The sequence below is a fragment of the Mycobacterium sp. 1164985.4 genome (assembly GCF_001668575.1).
Classification (GTDB): domain Bacteria; phylum Actinomycetota; class Actinomycetes; order Mycobacteriales; family Mycobacteriaceae; genus Mycobacterium.
Map to the genome: position 1 here is coordinate 85036 of NZ_LZMD01000074.1, position 19050 is coordinate 104085.

Genomic DNA, 19050 nt, shown 5'->3' on the forward strand with positions numbered 1-19050 from the left:
ATGCCGACTTTCTGCAGCCCGCCTCAGATACCCCCCCGTCTGCGCCCCAAAACCCGCCGATACCGATCTGTGCCGTCAGTACTGTGGCGTTCGTGAAATACCTAGACGTCGAGGGAGTGGGCCGGGTCAGCCGTATTGGGCTCGGGACCTGGCAGTTCGGTTCTCGGGAGTGGGGCTACGGCGAGAGCTACGCCTCCGGACCCGCCCGGGAAATTGTGCAGCGATCCCTGGCGCTCGGCGTCACGTTGTTCGACACCGCCGAGATCTACGGGTTCGGCAAGAGCGAGCGGATCCTCGGCCAGGCCCTGGGCGATCAGCGCTCGGAAGTGGCGGTGGCCAGCAAGGTCTTCCCGGTCGCCCCGTTCCCCGCGGTGGTCAAGCAGCGCGCACACGCCAGCGCGCAGCGGCTGGGGCTGCAGAAGATACCGCTGTATCAGGTGCACCAGCCGAACCCCGTGGTGCCCGATTCGGTGATCATGCCGGGAATGCGTGACCTGCTCGACGAGGGAGTGATCGGCGCGGCCGGCGTCTCGAACTACTCGCTGTCGCGGTGGCAGCGAGCCGACACGGCGCTCGGACGACCCGTGATCAGCAACCAGGTGCACTTCTCGCTGGCCCATCCGCAGGCGCTCGAACGCCTGGTGCCGTTCGCCGAACGGGAGAACCGCGTCGTGATCGCCTACAGCCCGCTGGCGCAGGGATTGCTCGGCGGAAAGTACGGACCCGACAACCGCCCCGGCGGCATACGTGCGACGAATCCGCTGTTCGGCACCGAGAACTTGCGCCGTGCCGAGCCGCTGTTGCAGACGCTACGCGACGTGGCGGCCGACGTCGGCGCCAAGCCCGCGCAGGTGGCGCTCGCATGGCTGATCCACTTACCCAACGTTGTCGCGATACCGGGCGCGTCGAGCGTGGAACAACTCGAGTTCAACGTGGCCGCCGCCGAAATCGAGTTGAGCGCCGAGGCCCAGGAGGCGCTCACCGCCGCCGCACGCGCGTTCCGGCCGGTGGGCACCGCGCGCTTCCTGGCGGACACGGTTCGCGAAAGGCTCGGCGTCGGTTAGTCATTCGCGTCCTCGAGTGTGAGCATCGTGATGTCGGGTGGTGCGCCGATGCGCACAGGCGGGCCCCAGAACCCAGCGCCGCGGGTCACGTACAGCTGGGTGTCGCCGACGCGCGAAAGCCCCGCGAGCGACGGCTGAGCGGCGCGGACGAGGTAGTGGAACGGCCACATCTGTCCGCCGTGCGTGTGGCCGGACAGTTGCAGGTCGACCCCTCGCGCGGCGGCCTCCTCGACCTGCACCGGCTGATGGGCGAGCAGAATTGTCGGCGCACCGGATGAGAGCCCGGACAGTGCGCGGTCGAAATCCGGCCCGTCCGAATGCCTTTCCCCGACGAGGTCGTTGACCCCCGCGAGGTTGAGCACTGCGGAGCCGCGACGGATCGCCGTGTTCTCGTTGCGCAGCGGTTGGACGCCCCAACGCGCCAGCTCGCGCAGCCACCCGTCGGTGTCGTCGACGAAGTACTCGTGGTTGCCCGTGACGAAGAACGCGCCGTCGGGCGCCGCGAGGTCTCGCAACGGCGCTGCGGCCGAACCGAGTTCGGCGACGGTGCCGTCGACCAGATCACCGACGATCGCGACGAGGTCGGGTTCCGCCTCGTTGACCATTCCGACGATCCGCTCGGTGTGGGCCTGCCCCAGTAGCGGCCCGAGGTGGATGTCCGACACCACCGCGATCCGGAAACCGCGAAACGCCTGATCGAGGGCACGCAGCCGCACCGGGACGCGCAGCAGATCGGGCGGACCCAGTGCGGTGGCCGTCCCGACTCCGACGAGGCCGACCGACGCGGCCCCCGCGGCCACAGCGCTCGCGCGGGCCAGGAACAAGCGGCGGGTGAGCGCGTTCGGGTCCTCGGCCTCCGGAGCCGACGGCGCCCGGCGGACCCACCGCCGCAGCAACAGTCGAACCGGTTCGAGGACCAGTAGCGTCAGCAGCAGATAGGCGGCCACACCGAACCACAGGTAACCCGGCCAGGCGTACCAGCCGGCGTCGGCCGCACCGAACACCCGCGGCAGTACCAGCGCCGCGATCAGGAGCGCAGCCAACCCGAGGAGCACGGCACTGAGCACCCGCCGAGCGCGACCCGGCCGGGTGACGTCCTTGACCAGCCGCTTCCACAGGTAGACGTGCATCAGCGCGAGCACCGCGCCGAGGATGACGATGAACATGCGCACCCTTCAGTTGATTTCGGTGCGCTACCGATCGATTCGCGACCGGTAGCGCACCGAAATCGCAGGAGTCCCCTACAGCGAGACCGTGCCGTAGTCGCCGACGTGCTCGACCAGCGTGCGGAGCTGATCGTCGGTGGTGCCGAACGTGTTGTCGATCGCCGTCAGCCGTGCCGCGTAGTGTCCGACCGGATACTCGGCGGTCATCCCGATACCGCCATGTAGCTGGATCGCCTCCTGCGCGATGTGCCGGCCCGACCGCCCGATCTGGAACTTGGCACGCGCGGCGATCACTGGGTCGAACCGGTTGTCGGCGATCGACATCGCCGCGTAGAAGTTCATGCTGCGCGCGAGTTCGAGCGAGACGTACATGTCCGCGGCCCGCTGGGTCAACGTCTGGAAGTTGCTCAGTGGTACGCCGAATTGCTTTCGGCTGGTGAGGTATTCGGTGGTCAGGCGCAACGCCTCCTCCATCGCCCCGACCGCCTCCGCGCACAGCGCCGACTGGAACCGGATCACGGTGCGGGCGATGTGTTCGGTCGCATCGCCGCCGTCGCCGAGCGGTTCGGCGGGCGTGGAGTCGAAGTCCAGTTGCGCACCGCGGCGTCCGTCGAAGGTTCGGTAGGGCTGACGTGTCACGGTCGCACCGTCGAGGACGAACAGCCCCACGCCGCCGTCGGGCAGCGCCGCGGTGACGATGACGGTGTCGGCGGTGTCACCGGCCAGCACCGGGTTCTTGCGACCGGTGATCGTCCAGCCGTCACCGCTCTTCTCGGCGCGCGTGGCGGGAGCGGCCGACGGCAGCCGCGTTCCGGGTTCGGCGTGGGCGAAGGCCAGCAGCGTCTCGCCGGTGGCCACGGCATCGAGGACCTGCTTCTGCTCATCGCTGCCGAGCTCGGCGATCAGGCCGCCCGGGATGATCGCGGCCTGGGCGACCGGTTCGGGCGCTAGCCGCCGGCCGATCTCGGTCAGCACCACCATGACCTCTATCTGGCCGGCCTCGTCGGGATCGAACCCGAGGCCCAAGATGCCGACTTCGGCCAGTTGGCCCCACACCTCACGGCTCCAGCCGGGCTCTCCTTCGGTGCGCACACCCTCGCGGCGTGACAACACATCGCGGGTGACGTCGCGCAGTAATTGCTGTTCTTCGGTCAGGTCGAAGTCCACGGCCGGCTCACAATCCCAAGATGGTCGAGGCGATGATGGTGCGCTGAACCTCGTTGGTACCGCCGTAGATCGACGTCTTCCGATAGTTCAGGTAACGCGGTGCGGCGTCCTGCGCCCAGCTGGGCACGTCGAGGTCGCCGGCGTCGAACGGCAGCGCCTCCGGCCCTGCCACCTCGACGAACAATTCGGTGGCGGCCTGCTGCAACTGGCTGCCGCGCAACTTGAGGATCGACGACGCGGGGTTCGGCTTGCCGTCGGCTTCGGATCCGCTGACGCGCATCTGCGTGAGTTCCAAAGCGAGCAGCCCGGTTTCGATCTCGGCCACCCGGGCGGCGAACAGCGGATCCTCCAGCAGCGGCGTGCCGTTGACCTCCAGCTTGGCGGCATGTTCCTTGACCTGCGCCATCCACAGCTTCGTCAACCCGATGCGGGCGATGCCGGTGCGCTCGTTGCCGAGCAGGAACTTGGCGTACGTCCAGCCCTGGTTCTCCTCGCCGACAAGCTGATCGGCCGGAATCCGAACGTCTTCGAAGAACACCTCGTTGACCTCGTAGCTGCCATCGATCAGCTCGATCGGTCGCAGCGTGATGCCCGGCGTCGACATCTCGGCCAGCAGGAAGGAGATACCAGCCTGCCGCTTCGGCGCGGTCGGGTCGGTGCGCGCCAGCAGGAAGATCCAGTCGGCGTACTGGCCGAGCGTCGTCCATGTCTTCTGCCCGTTGACGACGTAGGTGTCGCCGTCGCGCACAGCGGTGGTCCGCAGCGACGCGAGGTCCGAACCGGCCTCCGGCTCGGAGAAGCCTTGACACCACCAGATGTCGATGTTGGCCGTCGGCGGCAGGAAACGCTCCTTCATCGCCTGCGAACCGAACTGCGCGATCACCGGGCCTACCATCTTGGTGTTGAACGCCAGCGGTTCGGGGACACCTGCCAACTGCATCTCGTCGAGCCAGATCTGGCGCTGCAGCGGCGACCACTCCTTGCCGCCCCACTCGACCGGCCAGTTCGGCACGGCCAACCCGTTGGCGTTGAGGATGCGCTGGCTGGTGACCATATCCTCGGGGGACTTCGTATGGCCGGTCTTGCCACGCTCGCGGATGTCTTCGGGAATCTCGGAGGTGTAGAAGCGCCGCAACTCCTCGCGGAATGCGGCGTCCTCGTCACTCAACGCCAATTTCACGGTCTACCCCGTTCTCGTTGCTCCACATTTGCGCACGGTTTACCCAGCGCGAGCAGGCGCAAAAGTGTCCTTTCGGAGACGATTGTGGGCAGCTTTACGTCTTCTCGCGCAGGGAACTGACCCTACTTCCAGGCGAAGACGGGTTGTTCCAGTTCGTCGACCGGATCGTGTCTGCCCTCCAGGCCGAGCCAGCGCAGCTGCAGCAGCACCGCACCCGTCGGCGCGTGGATCAGGTCGTTGCCCAGCGGAACCTGTACGACGGGTCGCGGGCTCTCCGGGATCTCGATGAACCGCGGCGAGTCGGGCCGCTGCAGTTGATGCAGGCCCACCCGATACACCGCGACGACCTCGTCGGGCGCCGGGCGCGGCTCCAGGCGTCCGCCGCCCCAGATGACGACGGGCGTGATGACGTATCCCGAGCGGGTCGGATAGTCGTCGAGCAGACCCAGCACCGTCGAGTCGGGCAGTTGCACGCCGACCTCCTCGTCGAGCTCGCGCAGGGCGGCGTCGACCACGGTCTCACCCGGGTCGAGCCGACCGCCGGGCAGCGCCCACTGCGCGGCGTGCGACGTCAGCCGCGACGCCCTGCGGCACAGAAGAAAGGCAGCGCCACCGGAGACGTCGACCATGCGCCCGTCGAGTCCGGCGTCCGGCATGCCCCGCCCGTCGTTCCAGCCCTCGACGTCGACCGGGTCCACCCGGTCCTCGCCGACCTCGGAGTCGACGAGCACCACGGCGACCGCCGCATGCCGCTTGGTCGGGTCGGTGACGGCGCGACGTTCATGTCGCGACAGGTTCGCTTCGATCCGCTCGCGAAGCGACTCGTCGTAGGAGATCGTCACCGCTCGACCATAGTTTCGCGGTGTTTCGTCGCCATCGTCCGGGGCAACTCCCTGTGGACCACAGCCCAAAGAGAGGATCGACATGGCACTCGACGATGACGACATCACCACCTCGGGCGCAGGCGGAGAGGGACCCGCTGACGGCGGCTCCAACCCCCAAGGACACGACGGCGGCGCCGACGGCACGGCCGGCGGCGAAGGACCCGCTGACGGCGGCAGCAACCCCGAGGGTCACGACGGGGGCGCCGACGGGACGGCCTGACGCCCGTCCGATGACGACATCCCCATGCTGACGGCACCGATGTTTCGGCGCTGCGTGGCGGTCGACGCCCGACGGTTCGCCGACGAGTACTGGGGTCGCCGACCGCTGCTCACCCGGGCGGATGCGTTGCCCCGCGACTTCAGCGATTTGCTCTCGCCCGACACGGTCGACGAACTGATCGCCGAGCGCGGGGTACGCGCACCGTTCATCCGGCTGGCCAAGGAAGGCGGCGTCCTGCCCAAGGACTGCTACCTCGGGCCCGCAGGTTTCGGCGCGGAGATCCCGGATCAGATCGACTCCGCCAAGCTGCTGACCCAATTCGCCTCGGGCGCAACGATTGTGCTGCAGGGTCTGCATCGGTTGTGGCCCCCGGTCATCGACTTCGTCCGCGGAGCGGTCGACGAGCTCGGACATCCGGTACAGGCAAACGCCTACATCACCCCGCCGATCAACCGCGGCTTTGATCCGCACTACGACGTGCACGACGTGTTCGTCCTTCAGGTGTCCGGCCAGAAGCGCTGGATCGTGCACGAGCCGGTTCACGAACATCCGCTGCAATCTCAGCCGTGGACGGAGCACCGCGCCGAGATCGAGAAGCGAGTGGCCGACGACGCCGCCGTTATCGACACGGTGCTGGACGAGGGTGATGTGTTGTATCTGCCGCGCGGGTGGGTGCATTCGGCGCAGGCACTGCAGACGACGTCGATACACCTCACCATCGGGGTCTCGCCTGTGACGGCGGTCGACGTGGCGCGCGCCGTCGTCGACCAGCTGACAAACGATCCGTTCTTCCGCGCGTCGCTGCCCATGGGCGCCGCCGATGCGGATGAGACGATGGCGACGGTGACGAAGGTGATGGCGGAGATGGTCGGGGCGCTGCGCGACGACGCGGCGATCCTCAGCGCAGGTGCCGCCGCGAATCTGTCTAACCGTCACGCAGACCGGACCCGGCCGGTGGCGGTGCGCCCGCTGGCATCGTTGGCCGCTGCCGACCGGGCCGGGGAAGTCGCCGTCCAGTGGCGGCACGGGCTGAGTGCGACCGTCGACCGCTCCGGGGAGCGCGTCGTCCTGCGCCTGCCGGACCGGACCATCAGCTTCCCGCAGATGTGCGGCGACGCCATCCGCGCCGTGCATCTGGGCGGCGTCGTCGATGCGGCGAGCATGCCCGGTCTCGACACCGCCGATGCCATGGTCCTGATCCGGCGGCTGCTGCGGGAGGGCATCGTCGTGCCCGCGAGAGTTGCCGCGACCGTTCCCGAGCACCGAAACCTTCCGCCAGACGCCGGATGACGGCGGCCAAGAGAATCCCGTGCAGCGATCAATCGCTGGCCCGTGACGACCCGATGTTCGGCACCGCGTCGGCGGGTTCGCGGTGGCTGCTACTCGAACTCAGCGGCGCTTGGGGGCCCTCGGTGTTTCTGCAGTCCCCCGGCTGCATCGATCCCGAACTCGGCCGCTCGATCGTGCGCCGGGTCGAGAAGGCGGGTATGCGCATCGCGGCGATACGCAAACACGGTCGCCGGCCCGAGATTCCGCGGTGGCGCTGGTACATCGCGCACTGCGATGTCGGCGCCGAGGCGCTTCACCACGGGGAGGTCGACGACCCTCGTGACTTTCTCGAGCTCGCGCTCGACGGCGGCGACGGAAGCCCGACGACCGATCCGGTGATCGCGATCTGCTCCCACGGCAAACACGACCAGTGTTGCGCGGTGCGGGGTCGCAGCGCGTGCCGGGCGATCGCGGCGGAGTACCCCGAAATCACCTGGGAGTGCTCGCATCTCGGCGGCGACCGCTTCGCGGCAACCATGCTGATTCTGCCCGAGGGACTGTGCTACGGCAGGGTCGACTCCGCCGACGCCGCGGGTCTGGTGCGCCGCTACCTCGACGGTCGGCTGGACAACCGGTTCCTACGCGGACGCACGTCGCTTCCCCACGCCGTTCAGGCCGCCCAATACTTCGTGCGCGAACGCACCGGCGACGACCGCATCGACGCGCTGCACCCGCTGCGGGTCGAGCGCGGTGAACACCTGATCACGGTCCTGCTCGACGGCGACGACGGACCCATCGAGGTGGTCCTGCACGAGGAGTTGTCCGAACCCCTTCTCTCGCAATGCCATGCGCAGGTTCCCGGCCAGGTTCGCGTGTTCACGCTGGGGTCCTTGACCCTGGCCGGTGGCTGAGCGTCAGCCTCCTCCACGCACCGCAGGCAGCACCAGCGTGTCGATGACCTCGCGGACGAACGCCGCGTCGACGCGTTGTCCGTTCACCACCCGCATCAGGCTCATCGCGGTGGCCACGTCGGCCACCATCGTCCAGTCGCGATCCGCGATCTCACCGCGGTCGACGGCACGGCCCAGAATCGTCGCCATCTTCCGGCGTCCCCGCAGCAGCATCAAATCGTCGAGCGCCAAAGCCAATTCGCGATCGTGGACTGCCTCGATCGCGACCCGCAGGATCAGGTCGTAGGTGACCATCGCGTCCTCGTTGCGCTCAGCGCGCTCCACCAGTGCCTCCATGTCACCCTGCAGGCTGCCGGTGTCCGGGGGTTCGTCGGTGAGCAGGTCGGGCCGCCAGTAGACCAGCGCGTCGGTGATCAACGCGGCCTTCGACGACCATCGGCGGTAGATCGCCGCCTTCCCTACCCCGGCCCGCGCCGCGATGTCGTTCATGTTGGTGGCTTCGTAGCCGTGCTCCCGCAACGCGGCCAGCGCCGCGTCGAGGATCGCGGGGTCCCTCGACCGATCCAACCGCCCCTCAGTGCGCTGGCGTAGCTTCGGCTCCGACGCGGACATCACCGACCAACCTAGACGTCACGGCGTCGACGGTTGCGGGATCGGTGCGGTGTCCGCCGTAACCGACCCTCTGCACCCTGTCCTGTTGACGATCTTGAACGTGTTCAGCGGCCACCAGAACCACCGCCCCAGCGCGGCGGCGATGGACGGCAGCATGAACGACCGCACGATCAGCGTGTCGACCAACAGACCGATACCGATCGTGGTGCCCAACTGGCCAACCACGCGCAGGTCGCTCACGATCATCGACAGCATCGTGAAGGCGAACACCAGGCCCGCCGCGGTCACCACCCGGCCGGTGGCGCCCATCGCGCGGATGATGCCGGTGTTGAGCCCCGCGGGGATCTCCTCCTTGAGCCGCGACACCAACAGCAGGTTGTAGTCCGAGCCGACCGCCAGCAGGATCACGATCGACAGCGGGATCACGATCCACTGCACGCCCAGCCCGAGGATGTCCTGCCACAGCAGCACCGACAGCCCGCACGCGGTGCCCAACGACGCGGCCACGGTGCCGACGATGACCAGCGCGGCCACCACACTTCTGGTGATCAGCAACATGATCGCGAAGATCAGGATCATCGACGCGATCACCGCGATCAACAGGTCGACCGTGACGCCGTTCTGCATGTCGTTGTACAACGAGGCGGTACCGGCCAGCGACACCTTGGCGTTCTCCAGCGGCGTGCCCTTCACCGCGTCCGCGACGGTGTCCCTGATGCCGCCGACGTGCTCGATGCCGTCCACCGACGCCGGGTCGCCTTGGTGGGTGATGATGAACCGCACGGCCTTACCGTCCGGGGACACGAACATCTTCAGGCCGCGTTCGAAGTCGGGGTTCGTGAACACCTCCGGCGGCAAGTAGAACGAGTCGTCATTCTTGGCCTGGTCGAAGTACAGGCCCATCTCCGTCGCGCCCTGCGCGAGTTCCTGTGAGTGCGCCTGGATTCCGGCCATCGTGCTGTGTGTCGACAACATGAAGTTGCGCATCGTCTTCATCGACTCGATGGTCGGCGGCAAGGTCGCCAGCATCTGCGGCATCAGCACATCGAGCTGGTCGAGATCGCCGGTGACCGAGGAGATCTTGTCGGCGAGCTTGTCGATCCCGTCCAGCGAGTCGAACAGCGACCGCAACGACCAACAGATCGGGATGTCGAAACAGTGCGGTTCCCAGTAGAAGTAGTTGCGGATCGGGCGGAAGAAGTCATCGAAGTTCGCGATGCTGTCGCGCAATTCGTTGGTCGTGTCCACCATGTCGTGTGTCTTGCCGACCATGTCGTGCGTGGTCGCGACGACCTTCTGCATGATGGCGTACATCCGCTCCATGTTGGCGATGGTCCTGCTCAGCTCATCGGCCTGTTCGAGCATCTGAGCGGTGTTGTCGTTCATCACTTTCGCCGTTTGCAGGGTGCCCGAGTTCTGCATCGCGATCTGGAACGGAATCGAGCTGTGCTCGATCGGCGCGCCGAGCGGGCGCGTGATGGTCTGCACCCGTTCGACACCGCGCGTGTGGAAGACGCTCTTGGCGACCCGGTCGATGATCAGCATGTCGGCCGGATTGCGCAGATCGTGATCGGCTTCGAGCATCAACAGCTCGGGATTCATCCTCGCCTTGGAGAAGTGCCGCTGCGCGGCGGCCATCGACACGTTCGCCGGCATGTCGGCGGGAGTGAACTTGTCGTCGTTGTACTGCGGGATGTAGGTCAGGAGGCTTACGAAGCCGATGATCGCGACCAGGGAGGTCGCCACGATGATCGGCTTGGGCCAACGGACCACTGCCGTACCGACTTTGCGCCACCCGCGCGTGGACAGCTCCCGTTTCGGATCGAGCAACCCGAAGCGGGAGGCGACGACCAGCACGGCGGGCGCGAGGGTCAGCGCGGCCGCGACGATCGCAAGCATCGCCAGCGCGCACGGCAACCCCATCGTGTGGAAGTACGGCAGTGTGGTGAACGACAGGCACATACAGGCGCCGGCGATCGTCAGTCCCGAGCCCAGAATGACGTGGGAGACACCGTGATACGCGGTGTAGAACGCCTCCTCGCGATGCTGGCCGGTCGCACGCGCTTCGTGGTAGCGGCCCAGGAGGAAGATCACGTAGTCGGTGCCCGCCGCGATCGACAGCATCGTGACCATGCTGACCGCGTACGGGGTGAGGCCGATGATGTTCAGGTTGCCTGCGGTCGCGGTGATGCCCTGGGCGGCGAACAGTTCGACACCGACGATCAGCAGCGCGATGATCGTAGTGACGATCGACCGGTAGACGATCAGCAGCATCACCAGGATCACCGCGATCGACACCAGCGCCATCACCGCCATGCTCTTGTGCCCGGCGACGCTGGTGTCGGCGTTGAGCACGGTATTGCCCGCGACGTAGGCCTTCACGCCCGGTGGTGGCGACACCGAGCTGACGATGTCGCGCACCGCGGCCACGGATTCGTGGCTCGGCGTGGTGCCCTGGGCGCCGACGAGGAAGACCTGAACGTAGGCGGACTTGCCGTCGGGACTCTGGGAACCCGCCGCGGTCAGCGGATCGCTCCAGAAGTCTTGGGCGAACTGCACGTGCTCGTGGTCGGCCTTCAGTTTGGCGACGATCTGGTTGTAGAACTCGTGCGCGTCGTCGCCGAGCTTGTCCTGGCCTTCGAGGACGACCATCGCTGTGGAGTCGGAGTCGAACTCCTTGAACACCGCGCCGATGTTCATCATCGAGGAGTAGGCCTGCGAGTTCGCCGGCGCCAGCGACACCGCGTGCTCGTCAGCCACCGCATCCAGCGACGGAGACAGCATGCCCAGCCCCACCGCGATCGCGATCCAGATCAGGATGATGGGGATCGACAGCGTCCGGACGAGGCGGGCGATGACCGACCTTCTGGTCGCGGAATGTCCTGCGCTCATACGGATTTCACCAGACAGTAGACGAAGGGTTGGTACTCGTCGGTGCTGCGGTCGTCTCGCACTTGACCGTCGACGACCACCCGGCAGCGCAAACCTTCGACGCCGCTGTCGCCCTGGGCGACGATGTTGGCCGACATCGACGGCAACGTGGTGACGATCGTGAAGGACCACGGCAGCGCGGCGGCGTCGATGCGATGGGGTTGTCCGTTCTCGTCGAGGTAGTCGACGTCGACGGTTCCGCCGCCCGTGCCTGTCACCTCATAGGTGATGTGCTTGGGATTGAACGGATCGGTGATACCGGAGTTCGGGTCCGCGACCGCGGCCGTATCCGGTGATCCGAGCGTGTCGCGGATACGGACGATCGCGTAGGCGCCGACCGCGACCACCACCACCAGCAGTAGCGGCATCCAGAACTTCTTGAAGACCCGGAACACCTGACCCTCCTGACCCGACCGTTCCGGCACGCTGAACGGAACTCGAGTTCCGCCTGCGTGCTGGCGAGAACTGTACCGCACCGCCGGCGATCGATCTCTGGACGATCCCGACCTTCTCGGCGCGATGCCGATTTTCGGCGTTCGGTATTAGTTGGGTACGCGGGCCCGGTCCGCTGGAGTCGCCGCCGACCGCGGAAGAAACCAGTTGATAGGCGGTCGAAATGAAGTTGCTTCACTTGTTCCGTGCAGTTGCTCCAATTGCGTTGGCATTGGCGGGTTCTCCCGTCGTTGCGACACCCGCATCCGCCGCGCAGTGTGCCGATGTCCAGGTGGTGTTCGCCCGCGGCACGTTCGAGGCGCCCGGCGTCGGTGCCACCGGTCAGGGATTCGTGGACGCATTGTTCGCCAAGGAACCGGACTGGTCGATCGACGTGTACGCGGTGAATTACCCTGCTTCACTTGATCTACCGGCGCCCCGCCGATCACCGTCGAGTCCCGTTACGCCGGAAAGACATTGGACCTTGCGGTGGCCCTGCCGAAATAGAGTTCCTGGGTCGCGAGGCACACCAGCTGTCCGGCCCGGTTGTACATCGTCGATGTGGTCAGCCCGCGCCCCGCGATGCCGCTCGGCGAAAACTGGTCGGACAACACCCAATCCGACAGGTTGACCGAGCGGTGGAACCACAGCGCGTGGTCGATCAGCGCGTTGAAGGTGCCGATCGGGGTGGCGCCACGCATGGCGAGCGCGGTTTCGACCATGGTGGTGCCGGACAGATAGGCCAGCAAGCAACTGTGGAGAACCTCGTCATTGCCGACAGGCTCGCTCGGCCGCCACCACATGCGCAGCCGCGGTGACGGTTCGCCGGCCTCGAGCGCCAACCGCGGAGGCGCGTCGACGTAACGCAGGTCGAACGGTTGCGGTCGGACCCAGAAGCCATCGTGCTCACCGGCGAACTCGGCCAGTTGTTCCTGCACCGACGGCAGCGAGTCCGGTTCGGGCACATCGGGAATCGGCTGCTGATAGTCGAGCGACTCGACCGCAGCGCTCAGCGACACCAGCGCCTCGAGCAGGATCTGGTCGTCCTGGCGGGCCGTGACCTGGCGGGTCGACAGCGTTCCGCCGTCGCGGGCCACGTCGACGTGGAGGTCGACCGGATAGCGGGCGTCGCCCGCGCGGACGTAGTAGACGTGCGCGCTGTGCGGCAGGCGGTCCGGGGCCGTCCTGCTCGCCGCCATCAGGGCCTGGCCGGCGATGTGGCCACCGACGATGTGGTGCGCGGGGTTGTCGAGTTGCGTCGCAACGAAGTGCCGGTCGCCCCGTCGGTCCACGTCGAGCGTGGTGATGATGTCGGCGAGGGTCGGGGCGCGGTAAGTCACCTCGGCATCATGCCAGTGCGATTTGTGTGCGCTTCGTTGCGCTCAGCGCGACAAACTGCACACAAATCACCGCTCGGTGAGGATCACGTCGTCGTCGGCGACGGTAAAGCGATTTCCGCACAGAAATATGTATGTGCTATGCATACTTAGTGCCGCCGTCACGATACGACCAACTCGACGAACTGCTGACCCGCATCGCGGTCGCGCGGCAGCGGCCGGGTTGGCGTGACCGTCTTCTCGACGGCACGGGCCCCGTGACCAGCGCTTCGACGTTACGAGTCCTGCGCGCCATCGAGCAGTGCCAGCAGCACTCCGGCGGGGCCTCCATCCGCGATGTCGCCGACTTCCTGGCCGTCGACCACTCCACCGCGAGCCGGGCGGTGGCCGCCGTCGTCACCGCGGGCCTGGTGACCAAGACCTTCGCAGCCGACGATCAGCGGCGGTGCATGCTGGTGCTCACCGAGGCCGGGCGGCAGGCGTCGCAGACGGTGACCGACCGGCGCCGCGAACTGGTCGCCGAGATGATCGCCGACTGGCCCGACACCAAGGTCGACACCCTCGTCGACCTGCTCGATCGGCTGACCGAACGATTCGAATGGGCGGCCGCCCGATGACCGCCGAAGCCACCGCCCCACCCCAGGCCCGCGGCGCGCTCGGGTTGATCTTCGACCCTGTCTTCGGCGCGTTGTTCTGGGGCAAGATCTTCTCGGTCGTGGCGGTTTGGACGCACGGCATCGTCGCGGCGATCGTGATGTTCGACGCGACGCACTCGGCACTGATGGTCGGGTTGGTCGGCGTCGTACAGTTCGCGCCGCAGCTCATCCTCAGCCCGACGAGCGGCAAATGGGCCGACACCGGCAACCCGGCCCGCCAGATCCTGCTCGGTCGCGCGCTGTGTGTGGCGGGCTCCGGATTCACCGCGGTGTGGCTGCTCGCCGAACCCGCCCAACACGACATCTCGTCGGCCGTCCCCGTGCTCCTCGGCACGCTGCTCGTCGGATTCGGTTTCGTGGTCGGCGGACCCGCAATGCAGTCGATCGTGCCGAACCTCATCCGCGACGGTGAGCTGTCGACGGCCATGGCGCTCAACAGCTTTCCGATGACAATCGGGCGCATCATCGGGCCGGCGGCGGGCGCGTACATCGCCGCGCACGTGGGCGCCGGGGTCGCGTTCGGGGTGAGCGCGGGACTACATCTGATCTTCGCGTTCTTCCTGCTCGCCGTGCGCTTCCCCGCACCACCGACAAGGCATGCCGACACGGATTACCGCGTGCGCGTGGCGATCAAGTACGTGTGGCGGGATCGGCCCCTGTTCCTGGCCCTGCTGGCGGTGACGACCGTCGGCTTGGCGTCGGATTCCTCGATCACCCTGACGCCCTCGCTGGCCCACGAACTCGGCGGCGGTGCCAGCCTCGTCGGGACCCTTTCCGCCGTCTTCGGCGTCGGCGCGGCCGTCGGCATGGCGACGCTCGCCCTGCTGCGCGGGCGCATCGCGTCGCAGAACGTGTCGGCGATCGGACTGGCAGGGCTGGGGCTCGGGTGCGCGGCGCTCGCCGCCGCGCCGGCCCCCGCGGTGGCCATCGTCGGATTCGTCCTCGCCGGCCTCGGCTTCGGCTGGGCGATGACCGGGCTCAGCACCGTCGTGCAGGAACGGGCCCCCGAACCGCTGCGCGGCCGCATCATGGCGCTCTGGCTGGTCGGCTTCCTCGGGTCACGCCCCATCGCCGCGGCGCTGCTCGGGGGCACCGCCGATGTATTCAACGTGCAGGCGGCCTTCGCGGTGGCGATGGTGTTCTGCGCGACGGCCGCGCTGTGGTGCCGGCCGGCCAAGCTCGCAGGTCCGTTACCGGCGCACGTCTGACCGGCCGGCAGTCAGGCGCTTTCGGCGGCCTTACGCGCGCGCTCGGTCATCGAGGCGACCACTCCCCCGTCGTTGAGGATGTCGGTACCGGTGAGATAGCCCGCCTTCGGACTCGCGCAGAACGCGAACAGCTCGGCCATCTCCTGCGGTGTGCCCCACCGCGGCACGGCGGCGTCGGCGACCATCGCCCCGGCGCCTGCCTGCTCCTCGAGCCTGCCCATCTCTGTGTCGACGGATCCCGGCGAGACCGAGACGATGCGCAGACCCTTGGCGTTGAACCGTTCGGCCTGCGACGAGCTGTACCACCGGACGAAGCTCTTGCTGACCGCGTAGGCGATGCCCGAACGCGCCTCCGGCCCCGCGATGTCGCAGGCGGCCAACATCAGCGTCATGAATGCGGCCTGGTCTGTGAACGCCTGCGGGAACTGGCTTTTCGGGAGCAACTCGTCGGGCAGCAGGTGGGCGGCCATCGATGCGACGTTCACGATCGCCGCGCCCTCGGCCGCCGCCTCGAAGAACGCCTCGTTGACGTTGAGCGTGCCGATCGCGTTGGTACGCATGACGTATTCGGCGTCACCCATGCTGGGGCTCACGCCTGCGGTGTGGATGACCGACGCGATCGTTCCGAGGCCGTCCGCGGTTTCGAAGAGCCGGTCGACCGCCGCGCGCTCGGTCACATCGCCGTGCACGACGGTGGGTGTGATGCCCTCGCCGGCCAGCGCGGCGGCCGCGGTGTCGAGCCGGTCCTTCCGGACATCGCACAGGACGAGGGCGTGGTCACGTCCGACGATGCGGGCCGTCGCCTCACCCATGCCGCCCGCACCGCCCGTGATGATCGACACTCGACTCATACGGGGACGGTATACCGAAAGCGCGACGGGATGGCCGACGGGTACGGGTCTTCTAGACGCCGACCGCGCGTTCCAGGTCCTTGAGCGACGTCTCGAGATGGCCGAGCAGGCGTTGCAGCGACGGCACGCTGCGGCGGTCGCCGACCAATCCGAAGTCGAGGCTGTCGGCGTTGTTGGCCAGCGTGATGTTGAGCGCCTGACCGTCGAGCGGAATAGAGAACGGGTAGTTGCCGTCGAGCCGGGCGCCGCTCCAGTACATCGGCTGCCGCGCGCCCGGCACGTTCGAGATCACGATGTTGAACGGCGGGGGCGCCGTGGCGACGAAACCCGGCAGCAATCCGAGCGCCAGCCCGCCGACCAGCAACGCCGAGACCGCCAGCTGCTGCACGCGCGGCAATTCCGCGTACACCTCCTTGTTGTCGCGCATCGATTTCGCGATCGCCTCCAACCGCTGCATCGGGTCCTCGAGGTCGGTGGCGAGGTTGCACAGGATGGCGCCGACCATGTTCCCTCCGTTGTCGGCGTCCTTCTCGGTACGCAGGTTCACCGGGACCATCGCGACCAGAGGCGTATCCGGCAGCGCGTTCTCCTCCGCCAGGTACTCCCGCAACGCCCCCGCGCACATCGCTAGGACGACGTCGTTGACGGTCACGCCCGCAGCTCTTTTCACCTTCTGGATGCGCTCGAGCGCCCACGACTGCGCGGCGACCCGCCGGGCCCCGCCGATGCGCACATTGAGCATCGTCTTCGGTGCGCGGAACGGGAGAGTGAGTTCCTGTTCGAGCAGCGCGGCACGGGCCAGCGACAGCGTGGTCGGCGCGACACCGGCGACGGAACCCGCGGCCTCGGTCACCGTGCGCAGTAGTGACGGACGGTCTTTCGAGCCCGACCTGCGGCGCGGCGGCAGGCTCCACGGCGCCTGAATCGTGGTGTCGCAGGGATCGGTGGAAAGCGTCCGCTGTACCAGCTTCATCGCCGACACCCCGTCGATCAGAGAATGGTGGAACTTGGTGTAGACCGCGAATCGTCCATCGTCGAGGCCTTCGATCAGGTGCGCCTCCCACAAGGGACGGTGTCGGTCGAGCAGCGTGCCGTGCAGCCTCGACACCAGCTCCAGGAGTTCGCGCACGCGGCCCGGCGCGGGTAGGGCCGAGCGACGCAGGTGATATTCGAGGTCGACCTCTTTGTCCGACGACCACACCAGGTTGGTGACCCCACCGAAGAATGCCGGGTGCTTCCGGAACGTCGGCTGCACATCCGTCTGCGCGACGAGGGCGTCGTAGACCCCGCGCAGGAAGTCGGGTCCGGCGCCCTCCGGAGGCTTGTAGAGCGTCAGACCGCCGACATGCATTGGGTGCTCGCGGGATTCGCCGAGCAAAAAGATCAGGTCGGTCGGTGATATCGGTTGCATGCAGCCTCCGGCTCCGGTGCTCGAGAATGCTCAGGACTTGTCTGAACATCCCCCTCGGCGCCGTTCGACAAACGTGTGCGGTGCCCGCCCGCCGTCACGGCGACAACTCCAGCTTCCCACTCGCGGCGCTGCCGCGCGAGGCATCAGACGGCGGATGAGGACGGCGGCGCGGAGTGTCCCTGGCGCTCGCGGGTCGTCATCAACCGGACGATCTCCTTGCGGTCCGCCTCCGACGGCAGGCCCATCCCCGGCTCGTAGCCGTACACCTCGTGCAACGGCGTGGAGGCGGTACGGGTGTCGAGGATGTCGACGTCCTCGGTGCTGATCAGCCCGGGGTGTTCGACGCCGCAGGCCTCGGCCACCTTGACCAGGTCGCGGCGCAGCGTCTTGATGTAATTCGCGACGCGCTCGGCCTTGACCTCGGGTACCAGCCCTCGTGCCAGCCATGCGTTCTGGGTGGCGACTCCGGTGGGACACGTGTCGGTGTGGCACTTCTGCGCCTGGATGCACCCGATCGCGAGCATCGCCTCGCGCGCGACGTAGACCATGTCGCAGCCCAGTGCGAAGGCGACGACGGCGTTGTCCGGCAGGCCGAGCTTGCCGCCGCCGATGAACACGACGTCCTCGTGCAGACCCCGATCGGCGAAGATCCGATAGGTGCGGGCGAAGCCGAGCTGGAACGGCAGCGACACGGTATCGGTGAAGATCAACGGCGCCGCGCCGGTGCCACCCTCGCCCCCGTCGATCGAGATGAAGTCCACGCCCCGGTCGGTGTCGCGCATGAGATCCGCCAGCTCGCACCAGAAATCGAGGTCGCCGACCGCCGATTTGATCCCCACCGGCAGCCCCGTCTCGGCCGCGAGCAGTTCCACCCAGTCCAGAAGGCTGTCGGTGTCGGAGAACTCGGCGTGCCGCGACGGGCTCACGCAGTCGCGGCCCTCCGGGATTCCGCGGGCGGCCGCGATCTCGGCGGAGACCTTGGGTGCGGGCAGTAACCCACCGAGGGTCGGCTTGGCGCCCTGGCTGAGCTTGATCTCCAAAGCGCGCACCGGCGCACCGGCCACCACGTCCTTGAGCTTGGCCAGATCGAAGCGGCCCTCGGCGTCGCGGCACCCGAAGTAGGCGGTCCCGATCTGGAAGATCAGCTCGCCGCCGTGGCGGTGGTAGCGCGAGATGCCGCCCTCACCGGTGTTCTGCAGACAGTCGGCCAGCACCGCTCCCCGGTTGAGTGCCTCGACGGCGTTGGCCGACAACGATCCGAAGCTCATCGCGGAGATGTTGACCACCGAGTTCGGCCGGAACGCGCCGCGCCGCCCACGCGCCGCACCGATCACCTTGGCGCACGGCACCTCTGTCTCGCGGCTGGTGGCGGCTGAGGTCGGGGGTACGGCCCTGGCGAAGGTGCGGTGTTTGATCACCGGATATCCGGCGGTGTACTCCAGATCGTTGTCCGTGCCGAAGCCGAAGTAGTTGTTCTCCTTCTTCGCCGACGCGTACACCCACCGTCGCTGGTCCCTGGTGAACGGCCGTTCCTCGTCGTTGGAGGCGACGATGTACTGCCGTAGTTCCGGTCCGATGGCTTCGAGGAGATATCTCGCATGCCCGACGACGGGGAAGTTTCGCAGGAGTGCGTGCCTGCGCTGGAACAGATCACGCGCGGCCACGGCACCCAACGTCGAGGCGGCCGCGGCGGCGAGACCACGAACGGTCCGGCCCATGGCGGCAGGGTTTCCGCGCAGCCTCGGCCCGAA

At 67.5% G+C, this 19050-nt stretch carries 16 protein-coding genes and 2 pseudogenes; 7 read left to right on the forward strand and 11 right to left on the reverse strand.

The genetic code is table 11. The features are described 5' to 3' along the window. Positions 1–92: 92 nt before the first annotated feature. Positions 93–1064 carry an aldo/keto reductase gene (locus tag A5650_RS15315; RefSeq protein WP_067293229.1) on the forward strand — a complete coding sequence of 324 codons (972 nt, stop codon included), beginning with the start codon at positions 93–95 and terminating at the stop codon, positions 1062–1064. Here A5650_RS15315 and A5650_RS15320 read toward each other — a convergent pair. The 4 genes from A5650_RS15320 to A5650_RS15335 all read right to left on the reverse strand — a co-directional run bounded on the left by A5650_RS15320 (position 1061) and on the right by A5650_RS15335 (position 5419). After that, positions 1061–2230 (reverse strand): metallophosphoesterase, encoded by a 1170-nt coding sequence (locus A5650_RS15320; protein ID WP_067292989.1) that lies wholly within the window; start codon positions 2228–2230, stop codon positions 1061–1063. The genes A5650_RS15315 and A5650_RS15320 overlap by 4 nt on opposite strands. A gap of 75 nt (positions 2231–2305) precedes the next feature. Next, entirely contained in the window at positions 2306–3397 is a 1092-nt protein-coding gene (locus A5650_RS15325; RefSeq protein WP_067292992.1) for an acyl-CoA dehydrogenase family protein, read from the reverse strand. Positions 3398–3404: 7 nt separating this feature from the next. After that, the gene (locus tag A5650_RS15330) at positions 3405–4577 is read right to left on the reverse strand and encodes an acyl-CoA dehydrogenase family protein (RefSeq protein WP_067292995.1); all 1173 of its coding nucleotides are present in this window, start codon (positions 4575–4577) and stop codon (positions 3405–3407) included. A gap of 122 nt (positions 4578–4699) precedes the next feature. After that, positions 4700–5419 carry an NUDIX hydrolase gene (locus tag A5650_RS15335; protein ID WP_067292999.1) on the reverse strand — a complete coding sequence of 240 codons (720 nt, stop codon included), beginning with the start codon at positions 5417–5419 and terminating at the stop codon, positions 4700–4702. An 82-nt stretch (positions 5420–5501) separates the two neighbouring features. On the opposite strand from A5650_RS15335, the pseudogene A5650_RS15340 reads away from it, so the two are divergent. The 3 genes and pseudogenes from A5650_RS15340 to A5650_RS15350 form a co-directional block, all read left to right on the forward strand. Then, positions 5502–5678 (forward strand): annotated as a pseudogene (locus tag A5650_RS15340) (BatC protein); the annotation flags it as partial. Positions 5679–5720: 42 nt separating this feature from the next. Next, positions 5721–6971 (forward strand): cupin domain-containing protein, encoded by a 1251-nt coding sequence (locus A5650_RS15345; protein WP_067293232.1) that lies wholly within the window; start codon positions 5721–5723, stop codon positions 6969–6971. Then, the gene (locus A5650_RS15350) at positions 6968–7861 is read left to right on the forward strand and encodes a ferredoxin family protein (protein WP_067293004.1); all 894 of its coding nucleotides are present in this window, start codon (positions 6968–6970) and stop codon (positions 7859–7861) included. The genes A5650_RS15345 and A5650_RS15350 overlap by 4 nt, the downstream gene beginning before the upstream one ends. A 3-nt stretch (positions 7862–7864) precedes the next feature. Here the strand turns inward: A5650_RS15350 and A5650_RS15355 are convergent, their stop codons facing one another. Genes A5650_RS15355 through A5650_RS15365 form a run of 3 tightly spaced genes read right to left on the reverse strand, consistent with a single transcriptional unit; the run spans position 7865 to position 11799 of the window. After that, complete coding sequence (locus tag A5650_RS15355) at positions 7865–8473, reverse strand: TetR/AcrR family transcriptional regulator (RefSeq protein WP_067293008.1); 609 nt, start codon at positions 8471–8473, stop codon at positions 7865–7867. Positions 8474–8491: 18 nt separating this feature from the next. Continuing rightward, a complete protein-coding gene (locus tag A5650_RS15360; protein WP_067293011.1) occupies positions 8492–11365 on the reverse strand; it encodes an MMPL/RND family transporter in 2874 nt (957 codons plus the stop codon). After that, entirely contained in the window at positions 11362–11799 is a 438-nt protein-coding gene (locus A5650_RS15365) for an MmpS family transport accessory protein (protein WP_156744147.1), read from the reverse strand. Before A5650_RS15365 ends, A5650_RS15360 begins: the two co-directional genes overlap by 4 nt. Positions 11800–12020: 221 nt before the next feature. Between A5650_RS15365 and A5650_RS26435 the strand changes: the two are divergent. After that, a pseudogene (locus A5650_RS26435) lies at positions 12021–12263 on the forward strand (cutinase family protein); the annotation flags it as partial. 34 nt (positions 12264–12297) lie between these two features. On the opposite strand, the gene A5650_RS15370 reads toward A5650_RS26435, so the two are convergent. Continuing rightward, positions 12298–13176 (reverse strand): acyl-CoA thioesterase, encoded by an 879-nt coding sequence (locus A5650_RS15370; RefSeq protein ID WP_067293014.1) that lies wholly within the window; start codon positions 13174–13176, stop codon positions 12298–12300. A gap of 131 nt (positions 13177–13307) precedes the next feature. Here A5650_RS15370 and A5650_RS15375 point away from each other — a divergent pair, with 131 nt between their 5' ends. Beyond that, a complete protein-coding gene (locus tag A5650_RS15375) occupies positions 13308–13790 on the forward strand; it encodes a MarR family winged helix-turn-helix transcriptional regulator (protein WP_067293018.1) in 483 nt (160 codons plus the stop codon). Continuing rightward, on the forward strand, positions 13787–15037 hold the full coding sequence (locus A5650_RS15380; protein ID WP_067293238.1) for an MFS transporter: 1251 nt from the start codon (positions 13787–13789) through the stop codon (positions 15035–15037). The genes A5650_RS15375 and A5650_RS15380 overlap by 4 nt, the downstream gene beginning before the upstream one ends. An 11-nt stretch (positions 15038–15048) precedes the next feature. Here the strand turns inward: A5650_RS15380 and A5650_RS15385 are convergent, their stop codons facing one another. From A5650_RS15385 to A5650_RS15395, 3 genes are all read right to left on the reverse strand, one after another. After that, on the reverse strand, positions 15049–15888 hold the full coding sequence (locus A5650_RS15385; protein ID WP_067293021.1) for an SDR family oxidoreductase: 840 nt from the start codon (positions 15886–15888) through the stop codon (positions 15049–15051). 52 nt (positions 15889–15940) lie between these two features. Then, the gene (locus A5650_RS15390; protein ID WP_067293024.1) at positions 15941–17299 is read right to left on the reverse strand and encodes a WS/DGAT/MGAT family O-acyltransferase; all 1359 of its coding nucleotides are present in this window, start codon (positions 17297–17299) and stop codon (positions 15941–15943) included. A gap of 143 nt (positions 17300–17442) precedes the next feature. Continuing rightward, the gene (locus A5650_RS15395; RefSeq protein ID WP_067293027.1) at positions 17443–19017 is read right to left on the reverse strand and encodes an FMN-binding glutamate synthase family protein; all 1575 of its coding nucleotides are present in this window, start codon (positions 19015–19017) and stop codon (positions 17443–17445) included. Positions 19018–19050: the final 33 nt, after the last annotated feature.